Annotated in this window: 21 protein-coding genes; 16 read left to right on the plus strand and 5 right to left on the minus strand. The window is 71.6% G+C overall.

Going from position 1 to position 25,993, the window contains the following annotated elements; genetic code table 11:
- Positions 1 to 44 precede the first annotated feature (44 nt).
- The 4 genes from AC07BF_RS19435 (at position 45) to mshC (ending at position 4,371) form a co-directional block, all read left to right on the plus strand.
- Positions 45 to 830, plus strand: coding sequence for an SCO1664 family protein (locus AC07BF_RS19435; protein ID WP_063350993.1), 786 nt, complete (start codon positions 45 to 47; stop codon positions 828 to 830).
- A gap of 68 nt (positions 831 to 898) precedes the next feature.
- A complete protein-coding gene (locus tag AC07BF_RS19440) occupies positions 899 to 1,828 on the plus strand; it encodes an AraC family transcriptional regulator (protein ID WP_363618098.1) in 930 nt (309 codons plus the stop codon).
- Between the two features lie 65 nt (positions 1,829 to 1,893).
- Positions 1,894 to 2,835 carry a dioxygenase family protein gene (locus AC07BF_RS19445; protein ID WP_478333659.1) on the plus strand — a complete coding sequence of 314 codons (942 nt, stop codon included), beginning with the start codon at positions 1,894 to 1,896 and terminating at the stop codon, positions 2,833 to 2,835.
- 306 nt (positions 2,836 to 3,141) lie between these two features.
- Entirely contained in the window at positions 3,142 to 4,371 is a 1,230-nt protein-coding gene (gene mshC / locus AC07BF_RS19450) for a cysteine--1-D-myo-inosityl 2-amino-2-deoxy-alpha-D-glucopyranoside ligase (protein WP_363618102.1), read from the plus strand.
- A gap of 91 nt (positions 4,372 to 4,462) precedes the next feature.
- On the opposite strand, the gene AC07BF_RS19455 is transcribed toward mshC, so the two are convergent.
- Together AC07BF_RS19455 and AC07BF_RS19460 are read right to left on the minus strand one after the other, a co-directional pair.
- Positions 4,463 to 5,413: a PAC2 family protein gene (locus AC07BF_RS19455; protein ID WP_363583922.1), complete on the minus strand. Its 951-nt coding sequence runs from the start codon at positions 5,411 to 5,413 to the stop codon at positions 4,463 to 4,465.
- Between the two features lie 371 nt (positions 5,414 to 5,784).
- On the minus strand, positions 5,785 to 6,876 hold the full coding sequence (locus tag AC07BF_RS19460; RefSeq protein WP_363583920.1) for a hypothetical protein: 1,092 nt from the start codon (positions 6,874 to 6,876) through the stop codon (positions 5,785 to 5,787).
- A gap of 143 nt (positions 6,877 to 7,019) precedes the next feature.
- Here AC07BF_RS19460 and metH point away from each other — a divergent pair, with 143 nt between their 5' ends.
- From metH to AC07BF_RS19475, 3 genes are all read left to right on the plus strand, one after another.
- Positions 7,020 to 10,526: a methionine synthase gene (gene metH, locus AC07BF_RS19465; protein WP_363583918.1), complete on the plus strand. Its 3,507-nt coding sequence runs from the start codon at positions 7,020 to 7,022 to the stop codon at positions 10,524 to 10,526.
- Between the two features lie 153 nt (positions 10,527 to 10,679).
- On the plus strand, positions 10,680 to 11,381 hold the full coding sequence (locus tag AC07BF_RS19470) for an HAD family hydrolase (protein WP_363583916.1): 702 nt from the start codon (positions 10,680 to 10,682) through the stop codon (positions 11,379 to 11,381).
- 353 nt (positions 11,382 to 11,734) lie between these two features.
- Positions 11,735 to 13,354, plus strand: coding sequence for an ABC transporter substrate-binding protein (locus AC07BF_RS19475; RefSeq protein WP_363583914.1), 1,620 nt, complete (start codon positions 11,735 to 11,737; stop codon positions 13,352 to 13,354).
- A gap of 88 nt (positions 13,355 to 13,442) precedes the next feature.
- Here AC07BF_RS19475 and AC07BF_RS19480 read toward each other — a convergent pair whose 3' ends face one another.
- Both AC07BF_RS19480 and AC07BF_RS19485 read right to left on the minus strand, forming a co-directional pair.
- The gene (locus AC07BF_RS19480) at positions 13,443 to 14,114 is read right to left on the minus strand and encodes a response regulator (RefSeq protein WP_063346919.1); all 672 of its coding nucleotides are present in this window, start codon (positions 14,112 to 14,114) and stop codon (positions 13,443 to 13,445) included.
- The gene (locus AC07BF_RS19485; protein WP_363583912.1) at positions 14,114 to 15,022 is read right to left on the minus strand and encodes a RecB family exonuclease; all 909 of its coding nucleotides are present in this window, start codon (positions 15,020 to 15,022) and stop codon (positions 14,114 to 14,116) included. Before AC07BF_RS19485 ends, AC07BF_RS19480 begins: the two co-directional genes overlap by 1 nt.
- A 168-nt stretch (positions 15,023 to 15,190) precedes the next feature.
- On the opposite strand from AC07BF_RS19485, the gene AC07BF_RS19490 reads away from it, so the two are divergent.
- The 3 genes from AC07BF_RS19490 (at position 15,191) to AC07BF_RS19500 (ending at position 18,147) form a co-directional block, all read left to right on the plus strand.
- On the plus strand, positions 15,191 to 16,411 hold the full coding sequence (locus AC07BF_RS19490; protein WP_363583910.1) for a site-2 protease family protein: 1,221 nt from the start codon (positions 15,191 to 15,193) through the stop codon (positions 16,409 to 16,411).
- Between the two features lie 45 nt (positions 16,412 to 16,456).
- Positions 16,457 to 17,416, plus strand: coding sequence for a tRNA (adenine-N1)-methyltransferase (locus tag AC07BF_RS19495; RefSeq protein ID WP_350877994.1), 960 nt, complete (start codon positions 16,457 to 16,459; stop codon positions 17,414 to 17,416).
- Positions 17,417 to 17,541: 125 nt separating this feature from the next.
- Positions 17,542 to 18,147 (plus strand): hypothetical protein, encoded by a 606-nt coding sequence (locus tag AC07BF_RS19500; RefSeq protein WP_363583908.1) that lies wholly within the window; start codon positions 17,542 to 17,544, stop codon positions 18,145 to 18,147.
- A 13-nt stretch (positions 18,148 to 18,160) separates the two neighbouring features.
- On the opposite strand, the gene AC07BF_RS19505 is transcribed toward AC07BF_RS19500, so the two are convergent.
- Entirely contained in the window at positions 18,161 to 18,466 is a 306-nt protein-coding gene (locus tag AC07BF_RS19505; protein WP_363583906.1) for a ferredoxin, read from the minus strand.
- Between the two features lie 283 nt (positions 18,467 to 18,749).
- On the opposite strand from AC07BF_RS19505, the gene arc reads away from it, so the two are divergent.
- From arc to pafA, 6 genes are all read left to right on the plus strand, one after another.
- Complete coding sequence (gene arc / locus AC07BF_RS19510) at positions 18,750 to 20,516, plus strand: proteasome ATPase (RefSeq protein ID WP_363583904.1); 1,767 nt, start codon at positions 18,750 to 18,752, stop codon at positions 20,514 to 20,516.
- Between the two features lie 230 nt (positions 20,517 to 20,746).
- A complete protein-coding gene (gene dop / locus AC07BF_RS19515) occupies positions 20,747 to 22,258 on the plus strand; it encodes a depupylase/deamidase Dop (RefSeq protein WP_208869055.1) in 1,512 nt (503 codons plus the stop codon).
- Between the two features lie 174 nt (positions 22,259 to 22,432).
- A complete protein-coding gene (locus AC07BF_RS19520; protein ID WP_031069167.1) occupies positions 22,433 to 22,651 on the plus strand; it encodes a ubiquitin-like protein Pup in 219 nt (72 codons plus the stop codon).
- 163 nt (positions 22,652 to 22,814) lie between these two features.
- On the plus strand, positions 22,815 to 23,657 hold the full coding sequence (gene prcB / locus AC07BF_RS19525) for a proteasome subunit beta (RefSeq protein ID WP_363583902.1): 843 nt from the start codon (positions 22,815 to 22,817) through the stop codon (positions 23,655 to 23,657).
- 31 nt (positions 23,658 to 23,688) lie between these two features.
- The gene (gene prcA / locus AC07BF_RS19530) at positions 23,689 to 24,444 is read left to right on the plus strand and encodes a proteasome subunit alpha (RefSeq protein ID WP_363583900.1); all 756 of its coding nucleotides are present in this window, start codon (positions 23,689 to 23,691) and stop codon (positions 24,442 to 24,444) included.
- Positions 24,445 to 24,565: 121 nt separating this feature from the next.
- Positions 24,566 to 25,927 (plus strand): Pup--protein ligase, encoded by a 1,362-nt coding sequence (gene pafA, locus AC07BF_RS19535; RefSeq protein WP_363583898.1) that lies wholly within the window; start codon positions 24,566 to 24,568, stop codon positions 25,925 to 25,927.
- Positions 25,928 to 25,993 lie beyond the last annotated feature (66 nt).

Consider the following 25,993-nt stretch of genomic DNA (forward strand, 5'->3'; position numbering starts at 1 on the left):
CGCCCCAGGCGGACCCGGCGGCCGCCGCCGCCCTCGCCGCCGACGTGCCCACCGCGCTGGAGCTGCTGCGCGAGGGCGAGTTGACGGTGCACGGGCGCCTCACCGAGGCGTCCAACGCCGCGTTGTACTGCACCGCCACGCACGGTTCGCTGAGCGCGCAGGCCGTCTACAAGCCGGTCGCCGGGGAGCGCCCGCTGTGGGACTTCCCGGACGGCACGCTGGCCGGCCGCGAGGTCGCCGCGTACGAGGTGTCGGCCGCGACCGGCTGGGCGCTGGTGCCGCCGACCGTGCTGCGCGACGGGCCGCACGGGCCCGGGATGGTGCAGCTGTGGGTCGAGCCGGATCCGCAGGCCGAGCCGCTGCTGGCCCTCCAGGACCCGCGCGGCCCGGAGCACGGCTGGCTGCCGATCGTGCGGGCCGAGGTCGGCGGGGGACGCACCGCGCTGCTGGTGCACCACGACGACCAGCGGCTGCGCCGGCTCGCCGTGCTGGACGCGGTGCTCAACAACGCCGACCGCAAGGGCGGCCACCTGATCCCGGCCGCCGACGGCCGGGTCTACGGCATCGACCACGGCGTCACCTTCAACACCGAGGGCAAGCTGCGCACCCTGCTCTGGGGCTGGGCCGGCGAGCCGCTGCCCGCCGAGGCGCTGGAGGTGCTGACCCGGCTCGCCGAGCGCCTGGACGGCGAGCTGGCCGCGCGCCTCGCCCCGCACCTGACCGCCGCCGAACTGGAGGCGACCCGCGCCCGGGTGGCCGGGCTGCGCCGCACCGGCCGGCACCCGCTGCCCTCCGAGGACTGGCCCTCGATCCCCTGGCCGCCGGTCTAGGGCCTGCGGACCGGTTCGGGCCGGCTGATGGTCTGGACCTGTCCGCGAACCGGCAGCACACTGCTCCGATGGACGCGTTACGGACCACCCCCACCCCCCGTACCACGCCGGACCTGCCGCTGCACCGGCTACAGGTCCCGCTGCCGCACCTGCTCCCGTTCGCCATCGGGAGCTTCGACACGATCGGCCCGCTGTCCCGGGCGGGCTTCCCGCACCGGCACTCGTTCTACGAGATCGTCCACGTCACCGGCGGCCGCGGCGCCCACGTCCTGGACCTGGTCCACCGGCCGCTGGCGCCACCGCAGTTGTGCGTGATCACGCCCGGCCAGGTGCACTACTGGTCGGACGCGGACGAACTCACCGGCCAGGTCGTCCTGTTCAACGAGGACTTCCTGCTCCGGAACCCGCAGGACCTCGCCGCGCTGCGTACCCTGGCCACCCGCCCCGCGCTCGGGCTCGGCGAACAGGCCGGGCCGGTGGGCGCGTTGCTCGCCGACATGGAACACGAGTACCGCTCCAGGCAGCCCGGCTACCAGGGCGTGCTGCGGGCCAGTCTGCACATCCTGATCGTCCGGGCGCTGCGCGCCGGCCGGCCGGGGGAGCGGCCGTCGCCGCCCGGCCGGCCGACCGAACTGGCCTCCGCCTTCACCCGGTTGATCGCCGGCCCGGGCGGGGTGCGGCACTCGGTGGCGTCCAGTGCGCAGGAACTCGGCGTCTCGCCGGGCCACTTGCAGACCCTGGTCAAGCAGGCCACCGGTCGCACCCCGGGCGGGCTGATCCGGCGCCAGCAGACCCTGGAGGCCAAACGGTTGCTGGCCTGCACGGATCTGACGATTCGTCAGGTTTCGAAGGAGGCGGGCTTCGCCGACCCGGCCTACTTCTGCCGTTTCTTCCGGCGGGAGACCGGGATGACGCCGGGGGAGTTCCGGGCCCGGGTCGACGGAAATCACCACGATCCCCGGATCGCGTCCATCGCGGCGGCCCCGGACTGCCCGTAACTTTGCTGGTGGCCACCGGTGGTCGGTCCGGCGCGCGCGGACGGGCGGCCGGTTCGGCCCTTGTCATGCCCCCACCATGGCAAGGGCCGCCCCCCACATCCACCCCACCCCCCACCCGAAGGAGAGGGCGCATGCCCACGCCCGACGGCATGATCAGCCGCAAGACCGTCCTGAAGGCCGCCGCCGCGCTCGGCGCCGCCCCGCTGCTGGTCGGCGGCGGCGTCGCGCTGGCCCGCGAGCAGGCCGGCACCGGTCGGCCCCCCGGCCTCACCCCCGAGTGCCACGACGGTGACGACCCCACCATCGAGCAGACCGAGGGCCCCTACTTCAAGCCCAACTCCCCACTGCGCAGCTCCATGGTCAACGACGGCCCCGGCACCCGGCTGACCGTCAGCGGCTACGTCTTCGGCCGCGCCTGCCGACCGATCTCCGGCGTCCTGCTGGACTTCTGGCAGGCCGACGACAACGGCGCCTACGACAACACCGGGTTCACCTTCCGCGGCCACCAGTTCACCGACGCGAACGGCGCCTTCAAGCTGGACACGATCGTCCCCGGCCTCTACCCGGGCCGCACCCGGCACCTCCACGTCAAGCTCCAGGCGCCCGGCCGCCCGGTGCTCACCACCCAGCTCTACTTCCCCGGCGAGCCGCGCAACAGCACGGACACCATCTACGACGCCCGGCTGCTGATGAACGTCCGCCAGAACGGCCCGGGCCGTGAGGGCAGCTACGACTTCGTCCTGGACGTGCCGCAGACCCCGGGCACGCCGAGCCCGACCCCCACCGCCACCCCGACCGGAACCCCCACCGGAACGCCCACCGGAACGCCCACCGGAACGCCCACCGGAACGCCCACGCCGTCGAGCGGCAGTTGGAAGCCCGGGGCCTCGTACAACGCGGGCGACCGCGTCACCTACTCCGGTGCCTCCTACCTCTGCCTCCAGGCGCACACCGCCATGGTGGGCTGGGAGCCGCCGAACGTGCCGGCCCTCTGGCAGCGGTCGTAGCGGCTCCGGCCGCGTCCCCCGGGGTGCCGGGCGCCCGGTCGGCGGCAGGGTCGACCGGGCGCTCAACCGTGTCCGAAAGCCTGCCCGAAGCCTGTTGAAAGCCCGCCCAACGCCTGCCCGACGCCCGCCCGAAGCCCGCCCGAAGCCTGCCGCATGCCTGCCGCATGCCTGCCGGAAACAACGCCGGTCCCGTCAAGGTCCGTTCCTTATCAGTCGGGAAGCGGTCCGGCAATGACAGGAAGCGAATCCAGTCGATCTTGTGTACTGGTTAGGCTTTCAAATGTTCGCAAGGTTAAAGTCGGTTCCATGCATGCCTGGCCCGCCTCCGAGGTTCCCGCCCTGCCTGGTCAGGGGCTCCCCCTCCGTATCTTCGACACCGCAGCGGGCACGGTCCGTGAGGTCGTGCCGCAGGACGGCACCGCCCGGATCTACGTCTGCGGCATCACCCCCTACGACGCGACCCACATGGGCCACGCCGCCACCTACAACGCCTTCGACCTGGTGCAGCGCGTGTGGAAGGACGCCGGCCACGACGTCCTGTACGTCCAGAACGTCACCGACGTGGACGACCCGCTGCTGGCCCGGGCGGTCGAGACCGGTCAGGACTGGGTGGCCCTCGCCGAGCGCGAGACGGCCCTGTTCCGCGAGGACATGACCGCCCTGCGGCTGCTCCCGCCGGCCCACTACATCGGCGCCGTCGAGTCGATCCCGTGGATCGTCCCGCTGGTCCAGAAGCTGCTCGCCAGCGGCGCCGCCTACCAGGTGGACGGCGACATCTACTTCTCGGTCGACTCCGACCCCCGCTTCGGCCAGGTCTCCGGCCTCGACCGGGAGGCCATGCGCCCGGTCTTCGCCGAGCGCGGCGGAGACCCGGACCGCCCGGGCAAGCGCCACCCGCTGGACGCCCTGCTCTGGCTCGCCGCCCGCCCGGGCGAGCCCGCCTGGGAGACCGAACTCGGCCACGGCCGCCCCGGCTGGCACATCGAGTGCGTCGCCATCGCGCTGCAGTACCTCGGCATGTCCTTCGACATCCAGGGCGGCGGCAGCGACCTCTCCTTCCCGCACCACGAGATGGGCGCCTCGCACGCCCAGGTCGCCACCGGCGCCCACCCGTACGCCAAGGCGTACGTGCACGCCGGCATGGTCGGCCTGGACGGCCACAAGATGTCCAAGTCCCGCGGCAACCTGGTCTTCGTCTCGGCGCTGCGCCGCGAGGGCGTCGACCCGGCGGCGATCCGCCTGGCGCTGCTCTCGCACCACTACCGCGAGGACTGGGAGTGGACCAAGGCGACCCTGGACGAGGCCGTCGAGCGCCTCGCCCGCTGGCGGGCCGCGGTCTCCCGGCCGGACGGCCCGGCCGCCGAGCAGCTGCTCGACGAGGTCCGTACGGCGCTCGCGGACGACCTGGACGCGCCCGCCGCGCTGGCCGCCGTCGACCGCTGGGCCGAGCGGCAGGAGGCCGGGGGCGGCACCGACATGGGTGCGCCCGGCCTGGTCAGCCGCACCGTGGACGCCCTGCTCGGCGTCGCGCTGTAGGACCTGCCTCCTCTCAACACGCCGAAGGGGCGTCCGGACCACGCGTCCTGACGCCCCTTCGGCGTTGTCCGGGGCGGGCCCGGGGCGGCGGCTACTCCTCGTCGCCGTCCTGGCTCTCCCGGGCCGAGCCCGGGGACTCCGGCTCGGCCGGCCGCTCCGCCGTGGCGTGCCCGGCCACCGGCTTCTCGCCGGTCGGCCCGACGTTCTCCCGGCGGCGCAGGTAGCGCTCGAACTCGCGGGCGATCGCGTCGCCGGAGGCCTCCGGCAGCTCCGCGGTGTCCTGCGCCTCCTCCAACTGCTGGACGTACTCGGCCACCTCGCTGTCCTCGGCGGCCAGCTGGTCCACGCCCAGCTGCCAGGCCCTGGCGTCCTCGCCGAGCTCGCCCGGCGGGATGCGCAGGTCCAGCAGGTCCTCCAGCTTGTTGACCAGGGCCAGCGTCGCCTTGGGGTTCGGCGGCTGCGCGACGTAGTGCGGCACGGCCGCCCAGAGTGTCACGGCCGGGACCCCGGCGTGCGTGCAGGCCTCCTGGAGCACCCCGACGATGCCGGTCGGGCCCTCGTAGCGGCTCTCCTCCAGGTCCAGCCGGCGGGCCAGCTCCGGGTCGGAGGTGACCCCGCTGACCGGCACCGGGCGGCTGTGCGGGGTGTCGCCGAGCAGCGCGCCCAGGATCACCACCAGCTCGATGCCGAGCTCGTGCGCGAAGCCGAGCAGCTCGTTGCAGAACGAGCGCCAGCGCATGCTCGGCTCGATGCCGCGCACCAGGACGACGTCCCGGGTGGTCGGCTCGGTCACCCGGATCACCGAGAGCCTGGTGGTCGGCCAGGTGATCCGGCGGATGCCGCCGTCCAGCCAGACCGTGGGCCGGTTGACCTGGAAGTCGTAGTAGTCCTCCGCGTCCAGGGCGGCGATCACCTTGCCGCCCCAGGTGTCGTCCAGATGTGCCAGGGCCGCGGAGGCGGCGTCGCCCGCGTCGTTCCAGCCCTCGAAAGCGCAGACCATCACCGGGTCGATCAACTCGGGAACATCTTCCAGCTCGATCACCCAGCGTCTCCCTCCGGTCGGCGGTCGAACCTGCGCCGCCTCGGCTGGCCTGCCGGGGCGCCGACGGGTCGGCTGCCGACTGTCGAACCTCTCGTCACCCATGGAACGCCTCGCCCCATGGTCCCTACCTGCCCAGCCTACGGGCTTTGATGCGCACCGCGGCCGGGCACCGGGACAGTCTGGGGGAGCGTGCCGCCCCGATCCAGCGGATATCCGGACGGTCCGGGCTGACGGATCGTCAGCTCCTCCGGGGCCGGCGCGGACGGTGTCCGAGCGGCGACGCGGCGCGACGACGCACCCTTCCCGCACGCGCCGTTCCCGCACGCACTCTTTGCCGCGCGCGCCGTTCCCGCACGCGCCGCCGGAACCCCTCAGGCGTCCACCCACCCGCGCCGGTACGCCGCCCAGTGCTCCGGGGTGGCGGCGAAGTCCACGTAGAGCGCGACGCCGAAGTTCCGTCGCCCCGGGTCCTGGCGGCCCAGGCCCAGCCGGACGCCCCGGACGGCGGCCGGCACGGTCTCGGCGTCACCCCGATGGCCGTGCCGGTCGTCCCAGAAGAACGGCAGGCCGATCAGCAGGTCCACCCCGGCCGGGGTGGCCTCCAGCGCCAGTTCGGTCTGCAGGGCGACGTAGCCGCCGAACAGCGGCTCGGTCGGCATGCTGGTGTCGTACGCCATCACGGCGACCTGGTCGACCCGGCGGGCGGTCTCGGTGAAGTACGCCTGGTCCCACCACTTGCCGTGGTCGGTGAGCAGGATCCCGGCGGTGTGCAGGCCGGGCACCGGGTCGAGCTGCGGGGCCGCCACCGAGAGCGCGGCGCCGTGCTCGGCCGTGACCGGGCGGACCTGGTCGAGCAGGGCCAGCCAGCCGGCGCTGCCGGGCCGGATCGGTTCCATGTCGAAGTGCACGCCGTCGAAGCCGAGGTCCAGGACCTGCCGGGCGGAGGCGGTGACCCGGTCCCGGGTGGGGGCGTCCTCCAGGTCCAGGGCGTCCTTCTCCGGCTTGACCTCGTCGCCCAGCCAGCTCTGCACCCGGACGTCCGGCAGCGCCCGGTGCACCGCGTCGGTGAACCAGCGGGCCCGGGGGTGGACGGCGGGCGGCAGCGAGCCGTCGTGTTCCAGCGGGCCGGTGTGCACGTACAGGTCGCGGACGCCGGTGCCGGCCAGCTGCCGCACCAGCGCGGCGACGTCGGCCTCGCCCTTGCGGCCGTCCACCCAGGCGTGGCCGAGCCAGAGCGCGTCCCGGCCGCGGGTGCGGGCCTCGGCGGACGGGTCGCCGGTGTAGTGCAAGCGGATCGCGACGAAGGCCGAGCCGAGCGCGGCCGCCGGCACGGCCGCCGCGAGGCCCAGTGCCAGCAGCGCCCGGCGCCACCGGGACCAGCTCCGCCAGCGCTTGCGCAACGCCCGGAACGGGGCCGCCAGGGCCCCCGTGACGCGTCGCGCGACGGTCGGGAATCGGCCCACGCGGTTGCTCCCCCCTTGCGGTCGAACGCTCAGGATACGGAATGCGACCGCAGGCCGGGGCGCGGGCCGGATACCCTGGCCACGTGCGGGCCCGAGTAAGCGGGCCCGCAAAGCCGACAGCCGTCGCACCAGGGAGAAGCCCCATGGCCACTGCAGCCAATCCGTCCATCACTCAGCAGAGCCGCGCGAACGCGCTGCGTGAAGCGCTCGCCACCCGGGTGGTGGTCGCCGACGGTGCAATGGGCACCATGCTCCAGGCACAGGATCCGACGCTGGAGGACTTCCAGAACCTGGAGGGCTGCAACGAGGTCCTCAACGCCACCCGGCCCGACATCGTGCGCTCCGTCCACGAGGCCTACTTCGGGGTCGGCGTGGACTGCGTCGAGACCAACACCTTCGGCGCCAACTTCTCCGCACTCGGCGAGTACGAGATCGCGGATCGCATCTTCGAGCTGTCCGAGTCGGGCGCCCGGATCGCCCGCGAGGTGGCCGACGCCCACGCCGCCGACGGCCGCACCCGCTGGGTGCTCGGCTCGATCGGCCCCGGCACCAAGCTGCCCACCCTCGGCCACGCGCCGTACGAGACGCTGCGCGACGGCTTCCAGCAGAACGCGGCCGGCCTGATCGCCGGCGGCGCCGACGCGCTGCTGGTCGAGACCAGCCAGGACCTGCTGCAGACCAAGGCCGCCATCCTGGGCTGCAAGCGCGCCCTCGCCGAGGCCGGGCTGGACCTGCCGGTGCTGGTGCAGGTGACCGTGGAGACCACCGGCACCATGCTGCTCGGCTCCGAGATCGGCGCCGCGCTGACGGCCCTGGAGCCGCTCGGCGTCGACTACATCGGCCTCAACTGCGCCACCGGCCCGGCCGAGATGAGCGAGCACCTGCGCTACCTGGCCAAGAACGCGCGGATCGGCCTGTCCTGCATGCCGAACGCGGGCCTGCCGGTGCTCGGCAAGGACGGCGCCCACTACCCGCTCTCCCCGTCCGAACTGGCCGACGCGCACGACGTGTTCACCCGCGAGTACGGCCTCTCGCTGGTCGGCGGCTGCTGCGGCACCACGCCCGAGCACCTGCGCCAGGTGGTCGAGCGGGTGCAGGGCCGGCCGGTCACCCCGCGCACCCCGCAGCCGGAGTCCTCGGCGTCCTCGCTGTACCAGGCGGTGCCGTTCCGCCAGGACACCTCGTACCTGGCGATCGGCGAGCGCACCAACGCCAACGGTTCGAAGAAGTTCCGCGAGGCGATGCTGGCCGGCGACTGGCAGGCCTGCGTGGAGATCGCCCGCGAGCAGATCCGGGACGGCTCCCACCTGCTGGACCTGTGCGTGGACTACGTCGGCCGCGACGGCGTCGCCGACATGAAGGAGATCGCCGGCCGGCTGGCCACCGCCTCCACCCTGCCGATCGTGCTGGACTCCACCGAGCCGCAGGTGCTGCGGGCCGGCCTGGAGGCGCTCGGCGGCCGTGCGGTGCTCAACTCGGTCAACTACGAGGACGGCAACGCCCCGGATTCGCGCTTCGGCCGGATCGCCTCGCTGGCCCGCGAGCACGGCGCCGGCCTGATCGCGCTGACCATCGACGAGGAGGGCCAGGCCCGCACCGCCGGCAAGAAGGTCGAGATCGCCGAGCGGCTGATCGCCGAGCTGACCGCCGACTACGGCGTCGACGAGGGCTCGATCCTGGTGGACTGCCTCACCTTCACCCTGGCCACCGGCCAGGAGGAGTCCCGCCGGGACGGCATCGAGACCATCGAGGCGATCCGCGAGCTCAAGCGCCGCCACCCGGCCGTGCAGACCACGCTGGGCCTGTCCAACATCTCCTTCGGCCTCAACCCGGCCGCCCGGGTGGTGCTGAACTCGGTCTTCCTGCACGAGTGCGTGGAGGCCGGCCTGGACTCGGCGATCGTGCACGCCTCCAAGATCCTGCCGATCTCCCGGATCCCCGAGGACCAGCGCGAGGCCGCCCTCGACCTGGTCTACGACCGCCGTCGGGACGGCTACGACCCGCTCCAGCACCTGCTGGAGCTGTTCGACGGCGTCTCCTCGGCCTCGGTCAAGGCGTCCAAGGCGGAGGAGCTGGCCGCGCTGCCGCTGGACGAGCGCCTGCAGCGCCGGATCATCGACGGCGAGCGCAACGGCCTGGAGGCCGACCTGGACGAGGCGCTGGCCGGGCGGCCCGCGCTGGAGATCATCAACGACACCCTGCTGGCCGGCATGAAGGTGGTCGGCGAGCTGTTCGGCTCCGGCCAGATGCAGCTGCCCTTCGTGCTCCAGTCCGCCGAGGTGATGAAGACCGCGGTGGCCCACCTGGAGCCGTACATGGAGAAGTCCGACAGCGAGGGCAAGGGCACCATCGTGCTGGCCACCGTCAAGGGCGACGTCCACGACATCGGCAAGAACCTGGTGGACATCATCCTGTCCAACAACGGCTACAACGTGGTCAACCTGGGCATCAAGCAGCCGGTCTCGGCGATCCTGGACGCCGCGCAGGAGCACAAGGCGGACGTGATCGGGATGTCCGGCCTGCTGGTGAAGTCCACCGTGATCATGAAGGAGAACCTGGAGGAGCTCAACCAGCGCAAGCTGGCCGCGAGTTACCCGGTGATCCTGGGCGGCGCCGCGCTCACCCGGGCCTACGTCGAGCAGGACCTGCACGAGATCTACGAGGGCGAGGTCCGCTACGCCCGGGACGCCTTCGAGGGCCTGCGGCTGATGGACGCGCTGATCGCGGTCAAGCGCGGCGTGCCCGGCGCGAGCCTGCCGGAGCTCAAGCAGCGCCGGCACGCCCGGGTCGAGGTGGTGGAGGAGCCGGAGGTCAACCTCGGCCAGATCCGCTCGGACGTCACCGTCGACAACACCGTGCCGACCCCGCCGTTCTGGGGCGACCGGATCGTCAAGGGCATCCCGTTCGCCGACTACGCCTCCTGGCTGGACGAGGACGCGCTGTTCAAGGGCCAGTGGGGCCTGAAGGCGGCCCGCAGCGGCGAGGGGCCCTCGTACGAGGAGCTGGTGGAGACCGAGGGCCGGCCGCGGCTGCGGATGTGGCTGGACCGGCTGCAGACCGAGGGCTGGCTGGAGGCGGCCGTGGTCTACGGCTACTACCCGGCCAACTCCAAGGGCGACGACCTGATCGTCTTCCACGAGGACGGCACCGAGCGGACCCGCTTCACCTTCCCCCGCCAGCGGCGCGGGCGCCGGCTCTGCCTGGCCGACTTCTTCCGCCCGGAGGAGTCCGGCGTGCGGGACGTGATCGGCCTCCAGGTGGTCACCATGGGCAACCGGATCTCGGAGGCGGCGAACGAGCTGTTCGCCGACAACTCCTACCGCGACTACCTGGAGCTGCACGGCCTGTCGGTGCAACTGGCCGAGGCGCTGGCCGAGTTCTGGCACGCCCGGGTCCGCTACGAGCTGGGCTTCTCCGGCGAGGACCCGCAGGACGTCAAGGACATGTTCGCGCTCAAGTACCGGGGCGCCCGCTTCTCGCTCGGCTACGGGGCCTGCCCGGAGCTGGAGGACCGCGCCAAGATCGCCGAGCTACTGAAGCCCGAGCGGATCGGCGTGGTGCTCTCCGAGGAGTTCCAGCTACACCCGGAGCAGTCCACCGACGCGATCGTCATCCACCACCCGGAGGCGAAGTACTTCAACGCCCGGTAACCCCGGCGCCTCGTTCCGTTCGCTCTTTTCGGGCGAACCGGGCGTATCCTGGATGATCCTGAACGGGCCGGTCCGCTCACCAGCGGGCCGGCCCGCGCCATCCCCGGGGGGCGCTCGAACGCACCCGGGGGTACCGACGGAAGGACTCCCGCCATGACCACCTCCACCGCCGCCCGGATCCTCGACCACGGGGACGGCCGCGGCCTGCAGGCGGTGCTGCTGGACATGGACGGGACGCTGGTGGACACCGAGGACTTCTGGTGGCAGGCCGAGGTCACCCTGTTCGCCGAGCTGGGCCACGCGCTGACCGACGAGGACCGGGCCCAGGTGGTCGGCGGTCCGATGACGCGGGTGATCGACTACCTGGTCGGCACCACCGGGGTGGACCTCGCCCCGGCGGACCTGACGGTGCTGATCAACCAGCGCTTCGTCGACCTGCTGGCGGGCGGCGTGCCGCTCATGCCGGGCGCCGAACGTCTCCTCAACACCCTGGCCGCACACGGGATTCCGGCCGTTCTGGTGACCGCCTCGCACCGGCACGTGGTGGACATCGTGCTGCGCTCGCTGGGCTCCCACCACTTCGCCTTCACGGTTGCCGGGGACGAGGTGCCGCGCACCAAGCCGCACCCGGACCCGTACCTGGAGGCGGCCCGGCGGCTGGGCGCGGACCCGGCCCGCTGCGTGGTGGTCGAGGACGCGCCGACCGGGGTGCGGGCGGCCGAGGCGGCGGGCTGCCCGGTCGTCGCGGTGCCCTCGGTGGCACCGATCGAGCCGGCCCCGGGGCGGCTGGTGCGCTCCTCGCTGGAGCAGGTCGATCTTGAACTGCTGCGCTCGCTGGTCGCTTCGCGGGTGTGATTGTCATCTCATTGCGAGGGTGGTCTACTCGCCGGTAAGCAGCCGGATCCAGCCACCGCCGACGGCCGCCCGGGGAGAAAAAGGGCATTGCCTGACAACTCGTCGGGTGTTTCGCGATGCCCTCAACCACCGTGTCCCAAACGTCATCTGCACGGGTATCGGTCGTGCGTGTTCGATATGGCACGCTACTCCAGTTCGTTCCCCTCCCTCGCGCCCTGCCACCGCCGACGACGGGCAACCCCGTCCCGCCCGCGGTCGTACGGGCGCCAGGCCCGCGCACGCCTTCCGCACCCGGAGCGCCCTCGACGCGGGCCGCCGGCCCCGGTCGGACCGCACCCAGAAGGACGCGCCCCGTGAAGACTTCAGCTGAACGCCTGGCAGCACTCGGCTGCGCCGGTCTTGTCGCCGTGACGGCGGCAGGCTGCGGATCGGTCACCGACGCCGTCAAGGGGGACGGCGGCAAGGCGATCGTCATGGGCACCACCCAGCTCACCGGCGTGCTGGACCCGGCCGCCGCCTACGACTCCGGGTCCTGGCTGCTGCTGCGCAACACCTTCCAGTCGCTGCTCACCTTCCCGGCCGCCTCCAGCGCCCCCTCCCCGGACGCCGCGCAGTCCTGCGAGTTCACCGCGGGCGACGCCACCCAGTACCACTGCACCATGCGGACCGGCCTGAAGTTCTCCAACGGCCACCCGCTGACCGCGGCCGACGTGGTGTTCTCGATCGAGCGCACCAAGAAGATCAACGACCAGAACGGCGCGGCCCCCCTGCTCTCCTCGATCAGGAGCGTCGAGGCCAAGGGCGACACCGAGGTGATCTTCCACCTCTCCACGCCCGACGCCACCCTGCCGGCCAAGCTGGCCGGCCCGGCCGGCGCCATCCTCGACCACCAGGCCTACCCGGCCGACAAGGTCGTCCCCAACGACAAGCTGATCGGCTCCGGCCCGTACCGCTTCGAGACGGTCGAGGTCATGGGCGGCAACGGCGACACGGCCAAGCAGCTGGGCAAGGTCGTCCTGGTGCCCAACGACAAGTACAACGGCGAGGCCAAGCTCCGGAACAGCAAGTTCACCGTCCGGTACTTCGACAAGCCCGCCGACCTGAAGGCCGCGCTGGACAAGGGCGACGTCGACCTCACCGACAACAGCCTGGACCCGAACACCGCCGCCCAGATGCACTCCGACCAGCAGGGCGGCAAGACCGACCTCCAGGTCGTCGAGGGCGACAGCAACGACACCCGCTCGCTGGTCTTCAACACCAAGGACCCGGTCGCCGGCAACGTCGCCGTCCGCCAGGCCGCCGCCCAGCTGCTCGACCGCAAGTCGCTCGCCCGCGACGTCTTCGCCCGGACCGTCCAGCCGCTGTACGCGATGGTCCCGGCCGGCGTCACCGGCCACACCACGGCCTTCTTCGACCGCTACGGCGACCAGGACAGCGGCAAGGCCAAGAAGATCCTCACCGACGCCAAGGTCCAGCTCCCGGTCAAGCTCACCCTCACCTGGTCGCGCTCGCGGGCCGGCAGCGCCGAGCCCGAGACCCTGAAGAAGCAACTGGAGGCCGGCGGCCTGTTCCAGGTGACCGTCCAGACGGAGCCGGACTGGGACAAGTACCGGGCCGGCTGGTCCGAGGGCCGCTACCAGGCGTACCTCATCGGCTGGTTCGCCGACTACCCGGACCCGGACAACTACATCGCCCCGCTGCTCATCGACGGCGGCGCCTACCACCACGGCTGGGACGACCCGAGGATCAGCCAGAAGCTGGTGCCGGACGGCCTCAAGCAGGCCGACCGCAGCGCCGCGGTGGCCGGCTACGCCCAGATCCAGCAGATCGTCGCCGAGAACGCGCCGCTCATCCCGCTGTACCAGAACAAGGGCTTCTTCGCGTCGCGTTCGTACATCATCGGCGTCGAGTCGACCATCGACACCACCGGCGTGTTCCGCTTCTGGGAGATCAGCCGCAGCGCCGGCAAGTAGACGACCGGACGACACCCCTCAACACGGCGGCCCGCCCGCCTTCCCCCAGGGTGCACGGGGAAGGCGGGCGGGCCGTCGGCTGCAGGGTCTACAGGGCGCCCGGGCGCACCAGCCCGCTCTCGTACGCGTACACCGCCGCCTGCACCCGGTCGCGCAGCTGGAGCTTGGTCAGCACATGGCCGACGTGCGTCTTCACGGTGGTCTCGCTGACGAACAGTTCGGCCGCGATCTCCGCGTTCGAGAGCCCGCGCGCCACCAGCTTCAGCACCTCCAGCTCGCGCTCGGTCAGCGCGCTCAGCGCCTGCGGCGGCGCCTCCTCGCCCGAGGGCAGCTTGGTGGCGTACATGTCCAGCAGCCGGCGGGTGATGCTCGGCGCCAGCATCGCCGCGCCGTCCGCCACCACCCGGATCGCCTGCACCAGTTCCTCCGCCGGGACGTCCTTCAGCAGGAAGCCGCTGGCGCCCGCGCGCAGCGCCTCCACCACGTACTCGTCCAGGTCGAAGGTGGTCAGCACCAGCACCTTGGCCGGGCCGTCCCGCCCGGGGCCGGCGATCCTGCGGGTCGCCTCGACGCCGTCCATCCTGGGCATCCGGATGTCCATCAGCACCACGTCGGGCTGCAGCGCCCGCACCTGGTCCAGCGCCTGCTGACCGTCGCCGGCCTCGCCGACCACGACCAGGTCGGACTCGGCCTCCAGGATCATCCGGAAACCGGTGCGCAGCAGCGGCTGGTCGTCGACCAGCAGCACTCGGATCGTCACTAGGACTCCTTGCTCATCTGATCCCCCGTGGGATCGTCTTCGTCAGACGTACGCGACAGCGGCAGCGGGTACGGCGGGGGAGTGCCGCCGAACTCCGGGCAACTGGCCTGGTGGTCGCACCAGTCGCAGAGGCGGTTGCGGGTCGCCGGGAACTCCCCGGTGGCCACCGCGTGGGTGATCCGCTCCCAGAGCGCCCGCAGCTTGCGCTCCACCGCGAGCAGGTCGGCCTCGTCCGGGTCGTAGCTGACCACGTCCCCGCCCCCGCCGAGGTAGACCAGCTGGAGCCGCTTGGGGACGACACCCTTCCAGCGCCACACCACGAGCGCGTAGAACTTCATCTGGAACATCGCCTTGCCCTCGAAGTCCCGCGAGGGCGCCCGGCCGGTCTTGTAGTCCACCAGCCGGACCTCACCGCTCGGGGCGACGTCCACCCGGTCGATGTAGCCGCGCAGCAGCAGCCCCGACTCCAGGGCCGTCTCCACGTACAGCTCGCGCTCCACCGGGTGCAGCCGGGTCGGGTCCTCCAGCCGGAACCACTGGCCGACCAGCTTCTCGGCGTCCGCCAGCCAGCGGGCGAGCGCCGCGCCGTCCGGATCGTCCGGGAACAGCGAGCCCAGCTCCGGGCGCTCGCCCAGCAGCCGCTCCCACTGCGGGCGCAGCAGGCCCAGCGCCCGCTCCGGCGTCCGATCGGTCGCGGGGCTGTCGAAGAGCCGCTCCAGCACCGCGTGCACCAGCGTGCCCCTGGTCGCCGCCGCGCTCGGCGGCTCGGGCAGCCGGTCGATCACCCGCAGCCGGTACAGCAGGGGACAGGTCAGGAAGTCCCCCGCCCGGGACGGGGACAGGCCGGTCGGGGGCGCCGCCGGGCGCGCCGGGGCCCCGGCGGCGCTGGTGGTGTCGGTCTGCTGCATGCCTCCGACCCTATTGCCCTTCGCTGTCATCCTGCTGCCACGGTGCTGCCACACCGCGCGGCACAGTGGGTATGAAGCCTGACAGAGGGCCGCACGCCACCGGAGGGCCGCGATCACGTAGCGTGGGCGCACCGGGGCACGACGGGGCAGACGACCGAAGGGATCACGGTGAGCGACAGCAGGGGGCAGCAGACCTCCGACCAGCCACCGCAGGACGACGGCGGCCGCCCGGCAGGGCGACCGCCCCGGCCGCCCGAGCGCGGCAGCGGCCTCCTGGTGGGCCGCCCCTTCGGCGTGCCCATCTACGTGACCCCCTCCTGGTTCGTCATCGCCGCGCTGATCACCTGGGTGTTCGGCGGCCAGCTCGGCGACGTCCTGCCGGACCTCGGCGCCGCCCGCTACCTGCTCGCGTTCTTCTTCGCGGTCGCCTTCTACGCCTCCGTCCTGGTGCACGAGCTCGCTCACACCCTGGTCGCGCTGCGCTACAGGCTCGGTGTACGGCGGATCCAGCTCCAGTTCTTCGGCGGCGTCTCGGAGATCGAGAACGAGGCCGAGAGCCCGTGGCGCGAGTTCTGGCTGGCCTTCGTCGGCCCGCTGCTCTCGCTGGTGCTCGGCGGCGTGTTCTACCTCGCGATGCAGGCCGTGGAGCTCTCCACGGTGCCCGGGGTGCTGCTCACCGGGCTGATGGTCTCCAACCTGGTGGTCGCCGCGTTCAACCTGCTGCCCGGCCTGCCGCTGGACGGCGGCCGGATGCTGCGCGCGGTCGTCTGGGCGATCAGCGGCAAGGCGATGACCGGCACGGTCGCCGCCGCCTGGGTCGGCCGGGCGCTGGCCGTCGCGGTGCTGGTCGGCCTGCCGCTGTTCAGCGCCGCCCGCGGGATCGAACGCACCACGACCGACACCCTGGTGGACGCGGTGCTGGCCGCCGTCCTCGCCGCGATCATCTGGAACGGCGCCACCGGGAGCCTGCGCAACGCCCGGCTCAAGGAGGTGCTGCCCGGCCTGCGGCTGCGCGAGTTCGCCCGCCGGACCGTCGAGGTCACCGCCGACACCCCGCTCGGCGAGGCGCTGCGCCGGGCCCGCGAGGCCCAGGCCGGCGCGGTCGTGGTGGTGGACGGTCGGGGCGACCCGATCGGCATCGTCCGCGAGTCCGCCGTCCGCGCGGTGCCCGAGCACCGCCGCCCGTGGGTCGCCGTCGGCCCGCTCGCCCGCGACCTCGAACCCGGCCTTCGGCTGGACGCCGACCTCGGCGGCGAGGACCTGCTGCGCGCCGTCCAGGCCACCCCGGCCGGGGAGTACCTGGTGGTCGAGGCGGACGGCCGGGTGTTCGGCGTGGCCGCGCTCACCGACATCGAGCAGCGCCTCACCGCCGCCGTCGCCGGCCGGTGATCACTCTGGTCGGGCGGACCGTCCGCTTCCCTTAGGATTGACCGCATGTCCGAACCGACCGGTGCCACCCGCCGACGCGGGCCCTTCCAGGTCGGGGACCAGGTCCAGCTGACCGACCCCAAGGGCCGCCACTACACGTTCACGCTCCAGGCCGGGAACCAGTTCCACACCCACAAGGGTGCGTTCCCGCACGACGAGCTGATCGGCGCCCCCGAGGGCACGGTCGTGCGCACCACGGGGAACGTCCCGTACCTCGCGCTGCGCCCCCTGCTCCCCGACTACGTCCTGTCCATGCCGCGCGGCGCCGCCGTGATCTACCCCAAGGACGCGGGGCAGATCCTGGCCATGGCCGACATCTTCGCCGGCGCCCGCGTCGTCGAGGCCGGTGTCGGCTCGGGCGCGCTCTCCACCTACCTGCTGCGCGCCGTCGGCGACACCGGCATGCTGGCCTCGTACGAGCGCCGGCAGGACTTCGCCGACATCGCCAAGGGCAACGTCGAGCGCTACTTCGGCGGGCCGCACCCGGCGTGGAAGCTCACCGTCGGAGACCTCCAGGACAACCTGGTCGAGGCCGACGTCGACCGCGTCATCCTCGACATGCTCGCCCCCTGGGAGTGCCTGGACGTCGCCTCCAAGGCGCTGGTCCCCGGCGGCCTGATCTGCTGCTACGTGGCCACCACCACGCAGATGTCCAAGACCGTCGAGGCACTGCGCGACCACGGCACCTTCACCGAGCCGCAGGCCTGGGAGACCATGGTCCGCACCTGGCACCTGGAGGGCCTGGCCGTCCGCCCGGACCACCGGATGATCGGCCACACCGGCTTCCTGCTCACCGCCCGCCGCCTCGCCGACGGCGTCGAGCCGCCGCTGCGCCGCCGCCGCCCGGCCAAGGGCGCGTACGGCGAGGACTACGACAACGGGGGCTCGGAGCCGAGCCTCCAGGAGCGCGCCGCGGCCCGTGCCGCCGCCCGCGCCGTCGAGACCGAGCAGCCCGACCTGGGCTGACCGGGATCGCTTCCCAGGGGTGGTACGAGCCTGCTCGTGCCACCCCTCGGCATTCCGGCCGCCGGCGTGTGGGACGATGCTCGCGCACGCAGACCAGCTCCTGGGAGCACTGGAGGGGACGCCTGGTGGAGACCGCGGTCGGGACGACGGCTGGACAGCAGACACCGCGGGGCCGCACCGGGCCCGGGCACGCGCGCACCGCCCCCTGGCACTGGGCCCTGGCCCTGGCCGGCTGCGGCGCGGTGGTGGCCGCGGCCCTCGCCGCCAGCCCCGCCACCGGCACCCCGGTGCCCGTCCACGGCACTCCCAAGGCCCTCGGGGCGAGTGCCGCCCCCGACCCGGCCAAGGCCCAACTTCCGCTCGACTGCGGCCCGTTCCCGGTCGCGACGGCCATCAGCATGCCGGCCGACCTGGGCGACGGACGGCCCGGCACGGTCGTCGCCGCGCACTGCGCGGCCGAGAACGGCACCCCGCCGGACGCCGTCTACCTGCTCGGTTTCGGCCCCGGCGACCGCCCGGTGGTGCTGGCCACGCTCCTCTCCGAGCGCGAGAACCTCACCCTCGGCCGGCTCGCGCTGCGCTCCGACGGCGCCATCACCGGCCACGCGCAGGGGTATTCGAGCGACGAGGTGCCGCGCTTCCGTCCCGACATCTCACTCGACCTCACCTGGATGCGCAAGGGCGGCGGCTGGGAACGTTCCCAGACCGCCGCCCCGGTCAGCCAGACCTGAGGGGGAGGACGCGTCAGTCCGCGTCCGGCCCGTACACCTCGACCCGGTCGGTGACCCGGCGCACGTGGATGCAGTCGCCGGGGCACTCCTTCGCCGAGTCCACCACGTCCTGAAGGATCGTCAGCGGCACCGGGGCGGTCTCCCCGGGCTGCTGGCGCAGCTCGTCGTCCGGCCCCTTCACGTAGGCGAGGCCGTCGATGTCCAGCTCGAAGACCTCGGGTGCGTACTGCACGCAGATGCCGTCGCCGGTGCACAGATCCTGGTCGATCCACACCTCCAGCTGTTCGGCCGCCGCGGCCGTCTGCTCGGTTACCGACATGGTCCCCTGCCGTTTCTGTCCCGGGTCGCCCTTTTCCGGGGCAATCCCGCCATTCGTACAACGATCGGACCCAGGCGCCCGGTCGCGATCGGATATCACTTCGCTCGACGATACATCTGGCCCGCTTTGGGTGGTGAGCGGTGGGTATCCCCTTAGCAGAGGGGAAGCACGCTGGGGCGAAGATCGGACACGCCCGTTCCATCTTTCTTGATCTAGGGGTTTACGGACCCCTGGTCCCAGGTAGGGTCTGGAAGCGTCCAGCTCCCCGGAGGAGGTGAGGACCGTGGCAGCCCACGATGACGACTACAACCGCAGCACCGGCAGGCCCGCTCGTGGTTCCGACGAGGCCGCTCAGGTCTCGTTCCTTGAGCAGGAAATCGCTGTGCTGCGCCGCAAGCTCGCCGACTCGCCGCGCAATTCGAGGATCCTCGAAGAGCGGATCGTCGAGCTCCAGACCAACCTGGCCGGAGTGTCCGCCCAGAACGAACGGCTCGCCTCCACCCTGCGAGAGGCCCGCGACCAGATCGTGGCCCTCAAGGAGGAAGTGGACCGGCTGGCACAGCCCCCGGCCGGGTTCGGCACCTTCCTCGAGGCCAACGAGGACGGCACCGCCGACATCTTCACCGGGGGGCGCAAGCTCCGCGTGAACGTCAGCCCCAACGTCGCCCTCGACGAACTGCGGCGCGGCCAGGAAGTGATGCTCAACGAGGCCCTCAACATCGTGGACGCGATGGCCTTCGAGCGCATCGGCGAGATCGTCACCCTCAAGGAGATCCTCGAGGACGGCGAACGCGCCCTGGTCGTCGGCCACACCGACGAGGAGCGGGTGGTGCGCCTCGCCGAACCGCTGCGCGAGCTCACCGTCCGGGCGGGGGACGCCCTGCTGCTGGAGCCCCGCTCCGGCTACGTGTACGAGGTCGTGCCGAAGTCCGAGGTCGAGGAGCTGGTCCTCGAAGAGGTCCCGGACATCGACTACCGCCAGATCGGCGGACTGAGCAACCAGATCGAGCTGATCCGGGACGCGGTCGAGCTGCCCTACCTGCACGCCGACCTCTTCAAGGAGTACGAGCTGCGTCCGCCCAAGGGCGTGCTGCTCTACGGCCCGCCCGGCTGCGGCAAGACGCTGATCGCCAAGGCGGTCGCCAACTCGCTGGCCAAGAAGGTCGCCGAGGTCACCGGACGCCCCCAGGGGAAGAGCTACTTCCTCAACATCAAGGGCCCCGAACTGCTCAACAAGTACGTGGGCGAGACCGAGCGGCAGATCCGCCTGGTCTTCCAGCGGGCCCGGGAGAAGGCGAGCGAGGGCACGCCCGTCATCGTCTTCTTCGACGAGATGGAGTCGCTGTTCCGCACCCGCGGTTCCGGCGTCAGCTCGGACGTGGAGAACACCATCGTCCCGCAGCTGCTCGCCGAGATCGACGGTGTGGAGGGCCTGGAGAACGTCATCGTCATCGGCGCCTCGAACCGCGAGGACATGATCGACCCGGCGATCCTGCGGCCCGGCCGCCTGGACGTCAAGATCAAGATCGAGCGCCCGGACGCCGAGGCCGCGAAGGACATCTTCTCCAAGTACCTCAAGGAGTCGCTGCCGTTCCACCCGGACGACCTCAAGGAGCACGACGGCTCCCTGGGCACCACGGTGGCCGCGATGATCCAGTCGGTCGTGGAGCGGATGTACTCCGAGACCGAGGAGAACCGCTTCCTGGAGGTCACCTACGCCAACGGTGACAAGGAGGTCCTGTACTTCAAGGACTTCAACTCCGGCGCCATGATCCAGAACATCGTCGACCGCGCGAAGAAGATGGCCATCAAGGACTTCCTCGACCACGGTCAGCGCGGTCTGCGCGTCTCCCACCTGCTCGCCGCCTGCGTGGACGAGTTCAAGGAGAACGAGGACCTGCCGAACACCACCAACCCGGACGACTGGGCCCGCATCTCCGGCAAGAAGGGCGAGCGGATCGTCTTCATCCGCACGCTGGTCACCGGCAAGCAGGGCGCCGAGTCCGGCCGCTCGATCGACACTGTCGCCAACACGGGGCAGTACCTGTAAGCACGCGGTGAGACCGGGCCGCCCGGCGGTCCCCGGAACAGCACGCACCCCGTCCGGCTGTGGCGCCTCGCGGCCCCGCAGCCGGACGGCGCGTCTCGGGGTCCGCCCGTCGGCGCCGGGTTCTAGGCTCGACCCACCGATCGCGGGCAGAACGCCGGCGCCGGTGTTGTTCAGCGGTACGTCGGCGTGCTCCGCCCGTGGGGGGCGGCGCACCGGGCAAGGAGGGCCGCATGACCGTACGGCGCGTGATGGGCATCGAGACCGAGTACGGGATCTCCGTGCCCGGGCACCCCAACGCCAACGCCATGCTCACCTCGTCCCAGATCGTCAACGCGTACGCGGCGGCGATGCACCGGGCGCGGCGGGCCCGCTGGGACTTCGAGGAGGAGAACCCGCTGCGTGACGCCCGGGGCTTCGACCTGGCGCGCGAGGTGGCGGACGCCAGCCAGCTGACCGACGAGGACATCGGCCTGGCCAACGTCATCCTCACCAACGGGGCCCGGTTCTACGTGGACCACGCGCACCCCGAGTACAGCTCGCCCGAGGTCACCAACCCGCGCGACGCCGTGCTCTGGGACAAGGCCGGCGAGCGGATCATGGCCGCCGCCGCGCAGCGCGCGCTGGAACTGCCCAACGGGCAGAACATCCACCTGTACAAGAACAACACCGACAACAAGGGCGCCTCCTACGGCACCCACGAGAACTACCTGATGAAGCGGGCGACGCCGTTCGCCGACATCGTCCGCCACCTCACCCCGTTCTTCGTCTCCCGCCAGGTGGTCACCGGTGCCGGCCGGGTCGGCATCGGCCAGGACGGCTCGACGCACGGCTTCCAGATCAGCCAGCGGGCCGACTACTTCGAGGTCGAGGTCGGCCTGGAGACCACGCTCAAGCGCCCGATCATCAACACCCGGGACGAACCGCACGCCGACGCGGAGAAGTACCGCCGGCTGCACGTGATCATCGGGGACGCCAACCTCTCCGAGATCTCCACCTACCTCAAGCTGGGCACCACCTCACTGGTCCTGTCGATGATCGAGGACTCCTTCATCGCCTCCGACCTCGCCGTCGACCAGCCGGTGCGCACCCTGCACCGGGTCTCCCACGACCCCACGCTCAAGCACCTGATCACCCTGCGCAACGGGCGCAAACTCACCGCCGTCCAGCTCCAGCTGGAGTACTTCGAGCTGGCCCGCAAGTACGTCGAGGACCGCTTCGGCACCGACGCGGACGAGCAGACACTGGACGTGCTGGCCCGCTGGGAGGACGTCCTCGGGCGGCTGGAGCGCGATCCGATGTCGCTCTCCAGGCAACTGGACTGGATCGCCAAGCGGGAGATCCTGGAGGGCTACCGCAGCCGGGACGCCCTGGGGTGGGAGAACCCGCGGCTGCACCTGGTCGACCTCCAGTACAGCGACGTGCGGCCCGACAAGGGCCTCTACAACCGGCTGGTGGCCCGCGGCCGGTTCGAGCGGCTGGTGACCGAGGCGGAGGTCGAGCGGGCCGTCTCCAAGCCCCCGGAGGACACCCGGGCGTACTTCCGCGGGCGCTGCCTGGAGCAGTACGCCGACCACGTCGCCGCGGCCTCCTGGGACTCGGTGATCTTCGACCTGCCGGGCCGGGACTCGTTGCAGCGGGTGCCCACGCTGGAGCCGCTGCGGGGCACCCGCAACCACGTCAAGGAGCTGCTGGACCGCTGTCGCACCGCGGAGGACCTGCTACGGGTCCTCTCCGGCGGGTAACTTTTCGATCACCATGGGTGAACGTCCGCCGAATGGGAATCATCCGGGGTGGCAGCGGGTGTTGGACAGGAAGCGCCACCGGCAAACCGGGAGCGGCAGTCGCACCTTGTGTATAGGGTCGGTGCAGCAAGCAACGACCAAACCGTGCCAGAAGAATCGAGCGGGGTGAGGGAAATGGCGAGCAAGGACACCGGCGGCGGCCAGCAGCGGGCGAACCGCTCCTCCGAGGAGGTCGAGGAGCAGGCCGCGGAAACCCAGAATTCCGACGACCTCAAGGAACGCCAGGAAAAGCTGAGCGACGACGTCGACGCGGTGCTGGACGAAATCGACGAGGTCCTGGAGTCGAATGCGGAAGATTTCGTCCGCGGATTCGTGCAGAAGGGCGGGCAATAGCCCGTCCCCGGTATTCGGGAATTCACGGTCGTGACCGTCGAGGGCGGTCGGGCGGCGAGGGCCGCCCGGCCGTCCGGCACCGGCCCCCTGCGCGCGTGGACAGTGATCGTCGGGCGGGTAGGGTGCGGGCAGCGCGAGCTTCAAGCTACCTGGAAGGAATCGTGTGGAAGCCAACACTCGTGGCACCGGGCGTCTACCGGCTGCCTTCCTGACCCCGGGGTCCTCCTCCTTCGTGGACTTCCTCGCCGAGCACCGGCCGGAGCTGATCCCCGGCCACCGCGGGCTCCCCGCGGGGGCCGTGGTCGACGCCCCGCACGGGACCACCATCGTGGCCGCGGTGTTCGACGGCGGCGTGGTGATCGCCGGTGACCGCCGGGCGACGATGGGCAACGTGATCGCCCAGCGCGACATGGAGAAGGTGTTCCCGGCCGACGAGTACAGCGCGGTCGGCATCGCCGGCACCGCAGGCCTCGCCATCGAGATGGTCCGGCTGTTCCAACTGGAGCTGGAGCACTACGAGAAGATCGAGGGCGCGGTGCTCTCGCTGGAGGGCAAGGCCAACCGGCTCACCGCGATGATCCGGGGCAACCTGGGCATGGCGATGCAGGGCCTGGCGGTCGTCCCGCTGTTCGCCGGCTACGACCTGGACCTCGGCCGCGGCCGGATCTTCAACTACGACGTCACCGGCGGGCGTTCCGAGGAGCGCGGCTTCGCCGCCACCGGCTCGGGCTCGGTCTTCGCCCGCGGCTCGATGAAGAAGCTCTACCGCGACGGCCTGACGGCCGACCAGGCCGCCATGCTCGTCGTCCAGGCGCTGTACGACGCGGCCGACGACGACTCCGCCACCGGCGGCCCCGACCTCGCCCGCAAGATCTTCCCGATCGTCTCGCTGATCACCGAGGACGGCTTCCGCCGGCTCACCGACGCGGAGGTCACCGAGATCGCGGTCGCGATCACCGACGAGCGCCGCTCGCACCCCAACGGCCCGCAGGCCCCGCTGCTCTAGCCATCACCTCTCAGGAAAGGGACGACCGCCGGTGTCGACACCGTTCTACGTCTCGCCCCAGCAGGCCATGGCGGACCGCGCGGAGTACGCCCGCAAGGGCATCGCGCGCGGCCGCAGCGTGGTCGTGCTCACCTACGCCGACGGCATCGTCTTCGTCGCGGAGAACACCTCCAGAGCGCTTCACAAGGTCTCCGAGATCTACGACAAGATCGCCTTCGCGGCGGTCGGCCGCTACAACGAGTTCGAGAACCTGCGCATCGGCGGCGTCCGCTACGCCGACCTGCGCGGCTACTCCTACGACCGGGCCGACGTCACCGCCCGGGGCCTGGCCAACGTCTACGCCCAGACGCTCGGCACCATCTTCTCCTCGGTCGGCGAGAAGCCCTACGAGGTCGAGCTGATCGTGGCCGAGGTCGGCCGCACCGCGGACGAGGACCAGATCTACCGCCTCACCCCGGACGGCTCGATCGTCGACGAGAAGAACTACGTCGTGGTCGGCGGCAACGCCGACTCGATCGGCAACTACCTGGGCCAGCGCCACCGGGCCGGGATGAGCCTCACCGAGGTGGTCCGGGCCGCCGTGGACTCGCTCGCCCGCGACCCCAACGGCGGCAGCCCGCGCGCCCTCACCCCGGAGCAGCTGGAGGTGGCCGTCCTCGACCGCCAGCGGTTCCAGCAGCGCAAGTTCAAGCGCATCCTGGGCAACCAGCTCGCCCGGCTGCTCGACGGCGACCAGTCCGCCGAGTCGGACGACGAGGACGACCCGGCGGACACCGCGCCGGAGTAGCAGTGCCTGCGGAGTCCCGTACGGCGGCCGGACGGAGGCCGTACGGGACTCCGGTGCCCCTGCGGCGGCCCAGTCGTCGTGGAGGCGGTTTCGGACAGCTCCGACACAGAATGGAGTGCTCATGGACCGCCGGATTTTCGGGCTGGAGAACGAGTACGGCGTGACCTGCACGTTCCGCGGGCAGCGCAGGCTGTCGCCGGACGAGGTGGCGCGGTACTTGTTCCGCCGGGTCGTCTCCTGGGGCCGCAGCAGCAACGTCTTCCTGCGCAACGGCGCCCGGCTGTACCTCGACGTCGGCTCCCACCCCGAGTACGCCACCCCCGAGTGCGACGACGTGGTCGAGCTGGTGACGCACGACAAGGCGGGCGAGCGGATCCTCGAAGGGCTCCTGGTCGACGCCGAGCGGCGGCTGCACGAGGAGGGCATCGCGGGGGACGTCTACCTGTTCAAGAACAACACCGACTCGGCCGGCAACTCCTACGGCTGCCACGAGAACTACCTGGTGGCCCGGCACGGCGAGTTCTCCCGGCTGGCCGACGTGCTGATCCCCTTCCTGGTGACCCGCCAGCTGATCTGCGGCGCCGGCAAGGTGCTGCAGACCCCGCGCGGCGCGGTCTACTGCGTCAGCCAGCGCGCCGAGCACATCTGGGAGGGCGTCAGCTCCGCCACCACCCGCTCCCGCCCGATCATCAACACCCGCGACGAGCCGCACGCGGACGCCGAGCGCTACCGCCGGCTGCACGTGATCGTCGGCGACTCCAACATGTCGGAGACCACGACGCTGCTCAAGGTCGGCGCCACCGACCTGGTGCTGCGGCTGATCGAGGCCGGCGTGGTGATGCGCGACCTCACCCTGGAGAACCCGATCCGGGCGATCCGCGAGGTCAGCCACGACCTCACCGGCACCCACCAGGTGCGGCTCGCCAACGGGCGCGAGGCCAGCGCGCTGGACATCCAGGAGGAGTACTACACCAAGGCGCTGGAGTTCGCCGACCGCAAGGGCATCAACACCGGCACCATCGGCCAGGTGCTCGAACTGTGGGGCCGGACCCTGGAGGCCGTCCGCACCGAGAACCTGGACGAGGTGGCCACCGAGATCGACTGGATCATGAAGTACAAGCTCATCGAGCGCTACCGCGAGAAGCACCAGATGAGCATGTCCAACCCGCGGGTGGCCCAGATCGACCTGGCGTACCACGACATCCACCGCCGGCGCGGCCTGTTCTACCTGCTCCAGGGCAAGGGCCAGGCGAAGCGGGTGACCACCGACCTCAAGACCTTCGAGGCCAAGTCCATCCCGCCGCAGACCACCCGGGCCCGGCTGCGCGGGGACTTCATCCGCCGGGCGCAGGAGCAGCGCCGGGACTTCACGGTGGACTGGGTGCACCTGAAGCTGAACGACCAGGCGCAGCGCACGGTGCTCTGCAAGGACCCGTTCCGCTCGGTGGACGAGCGGGTGGAGAAGCTGATCGCCGGGATGTGAGCCCCGCAGGGGATCCCAGGTTTGTGATCAAGGCGGTGTCCGGCCCCGGTGGTGTCTACCGGGGCC

This window comes from Kitasatospora sp. NPDC043950, assembly GCF_056435345.1.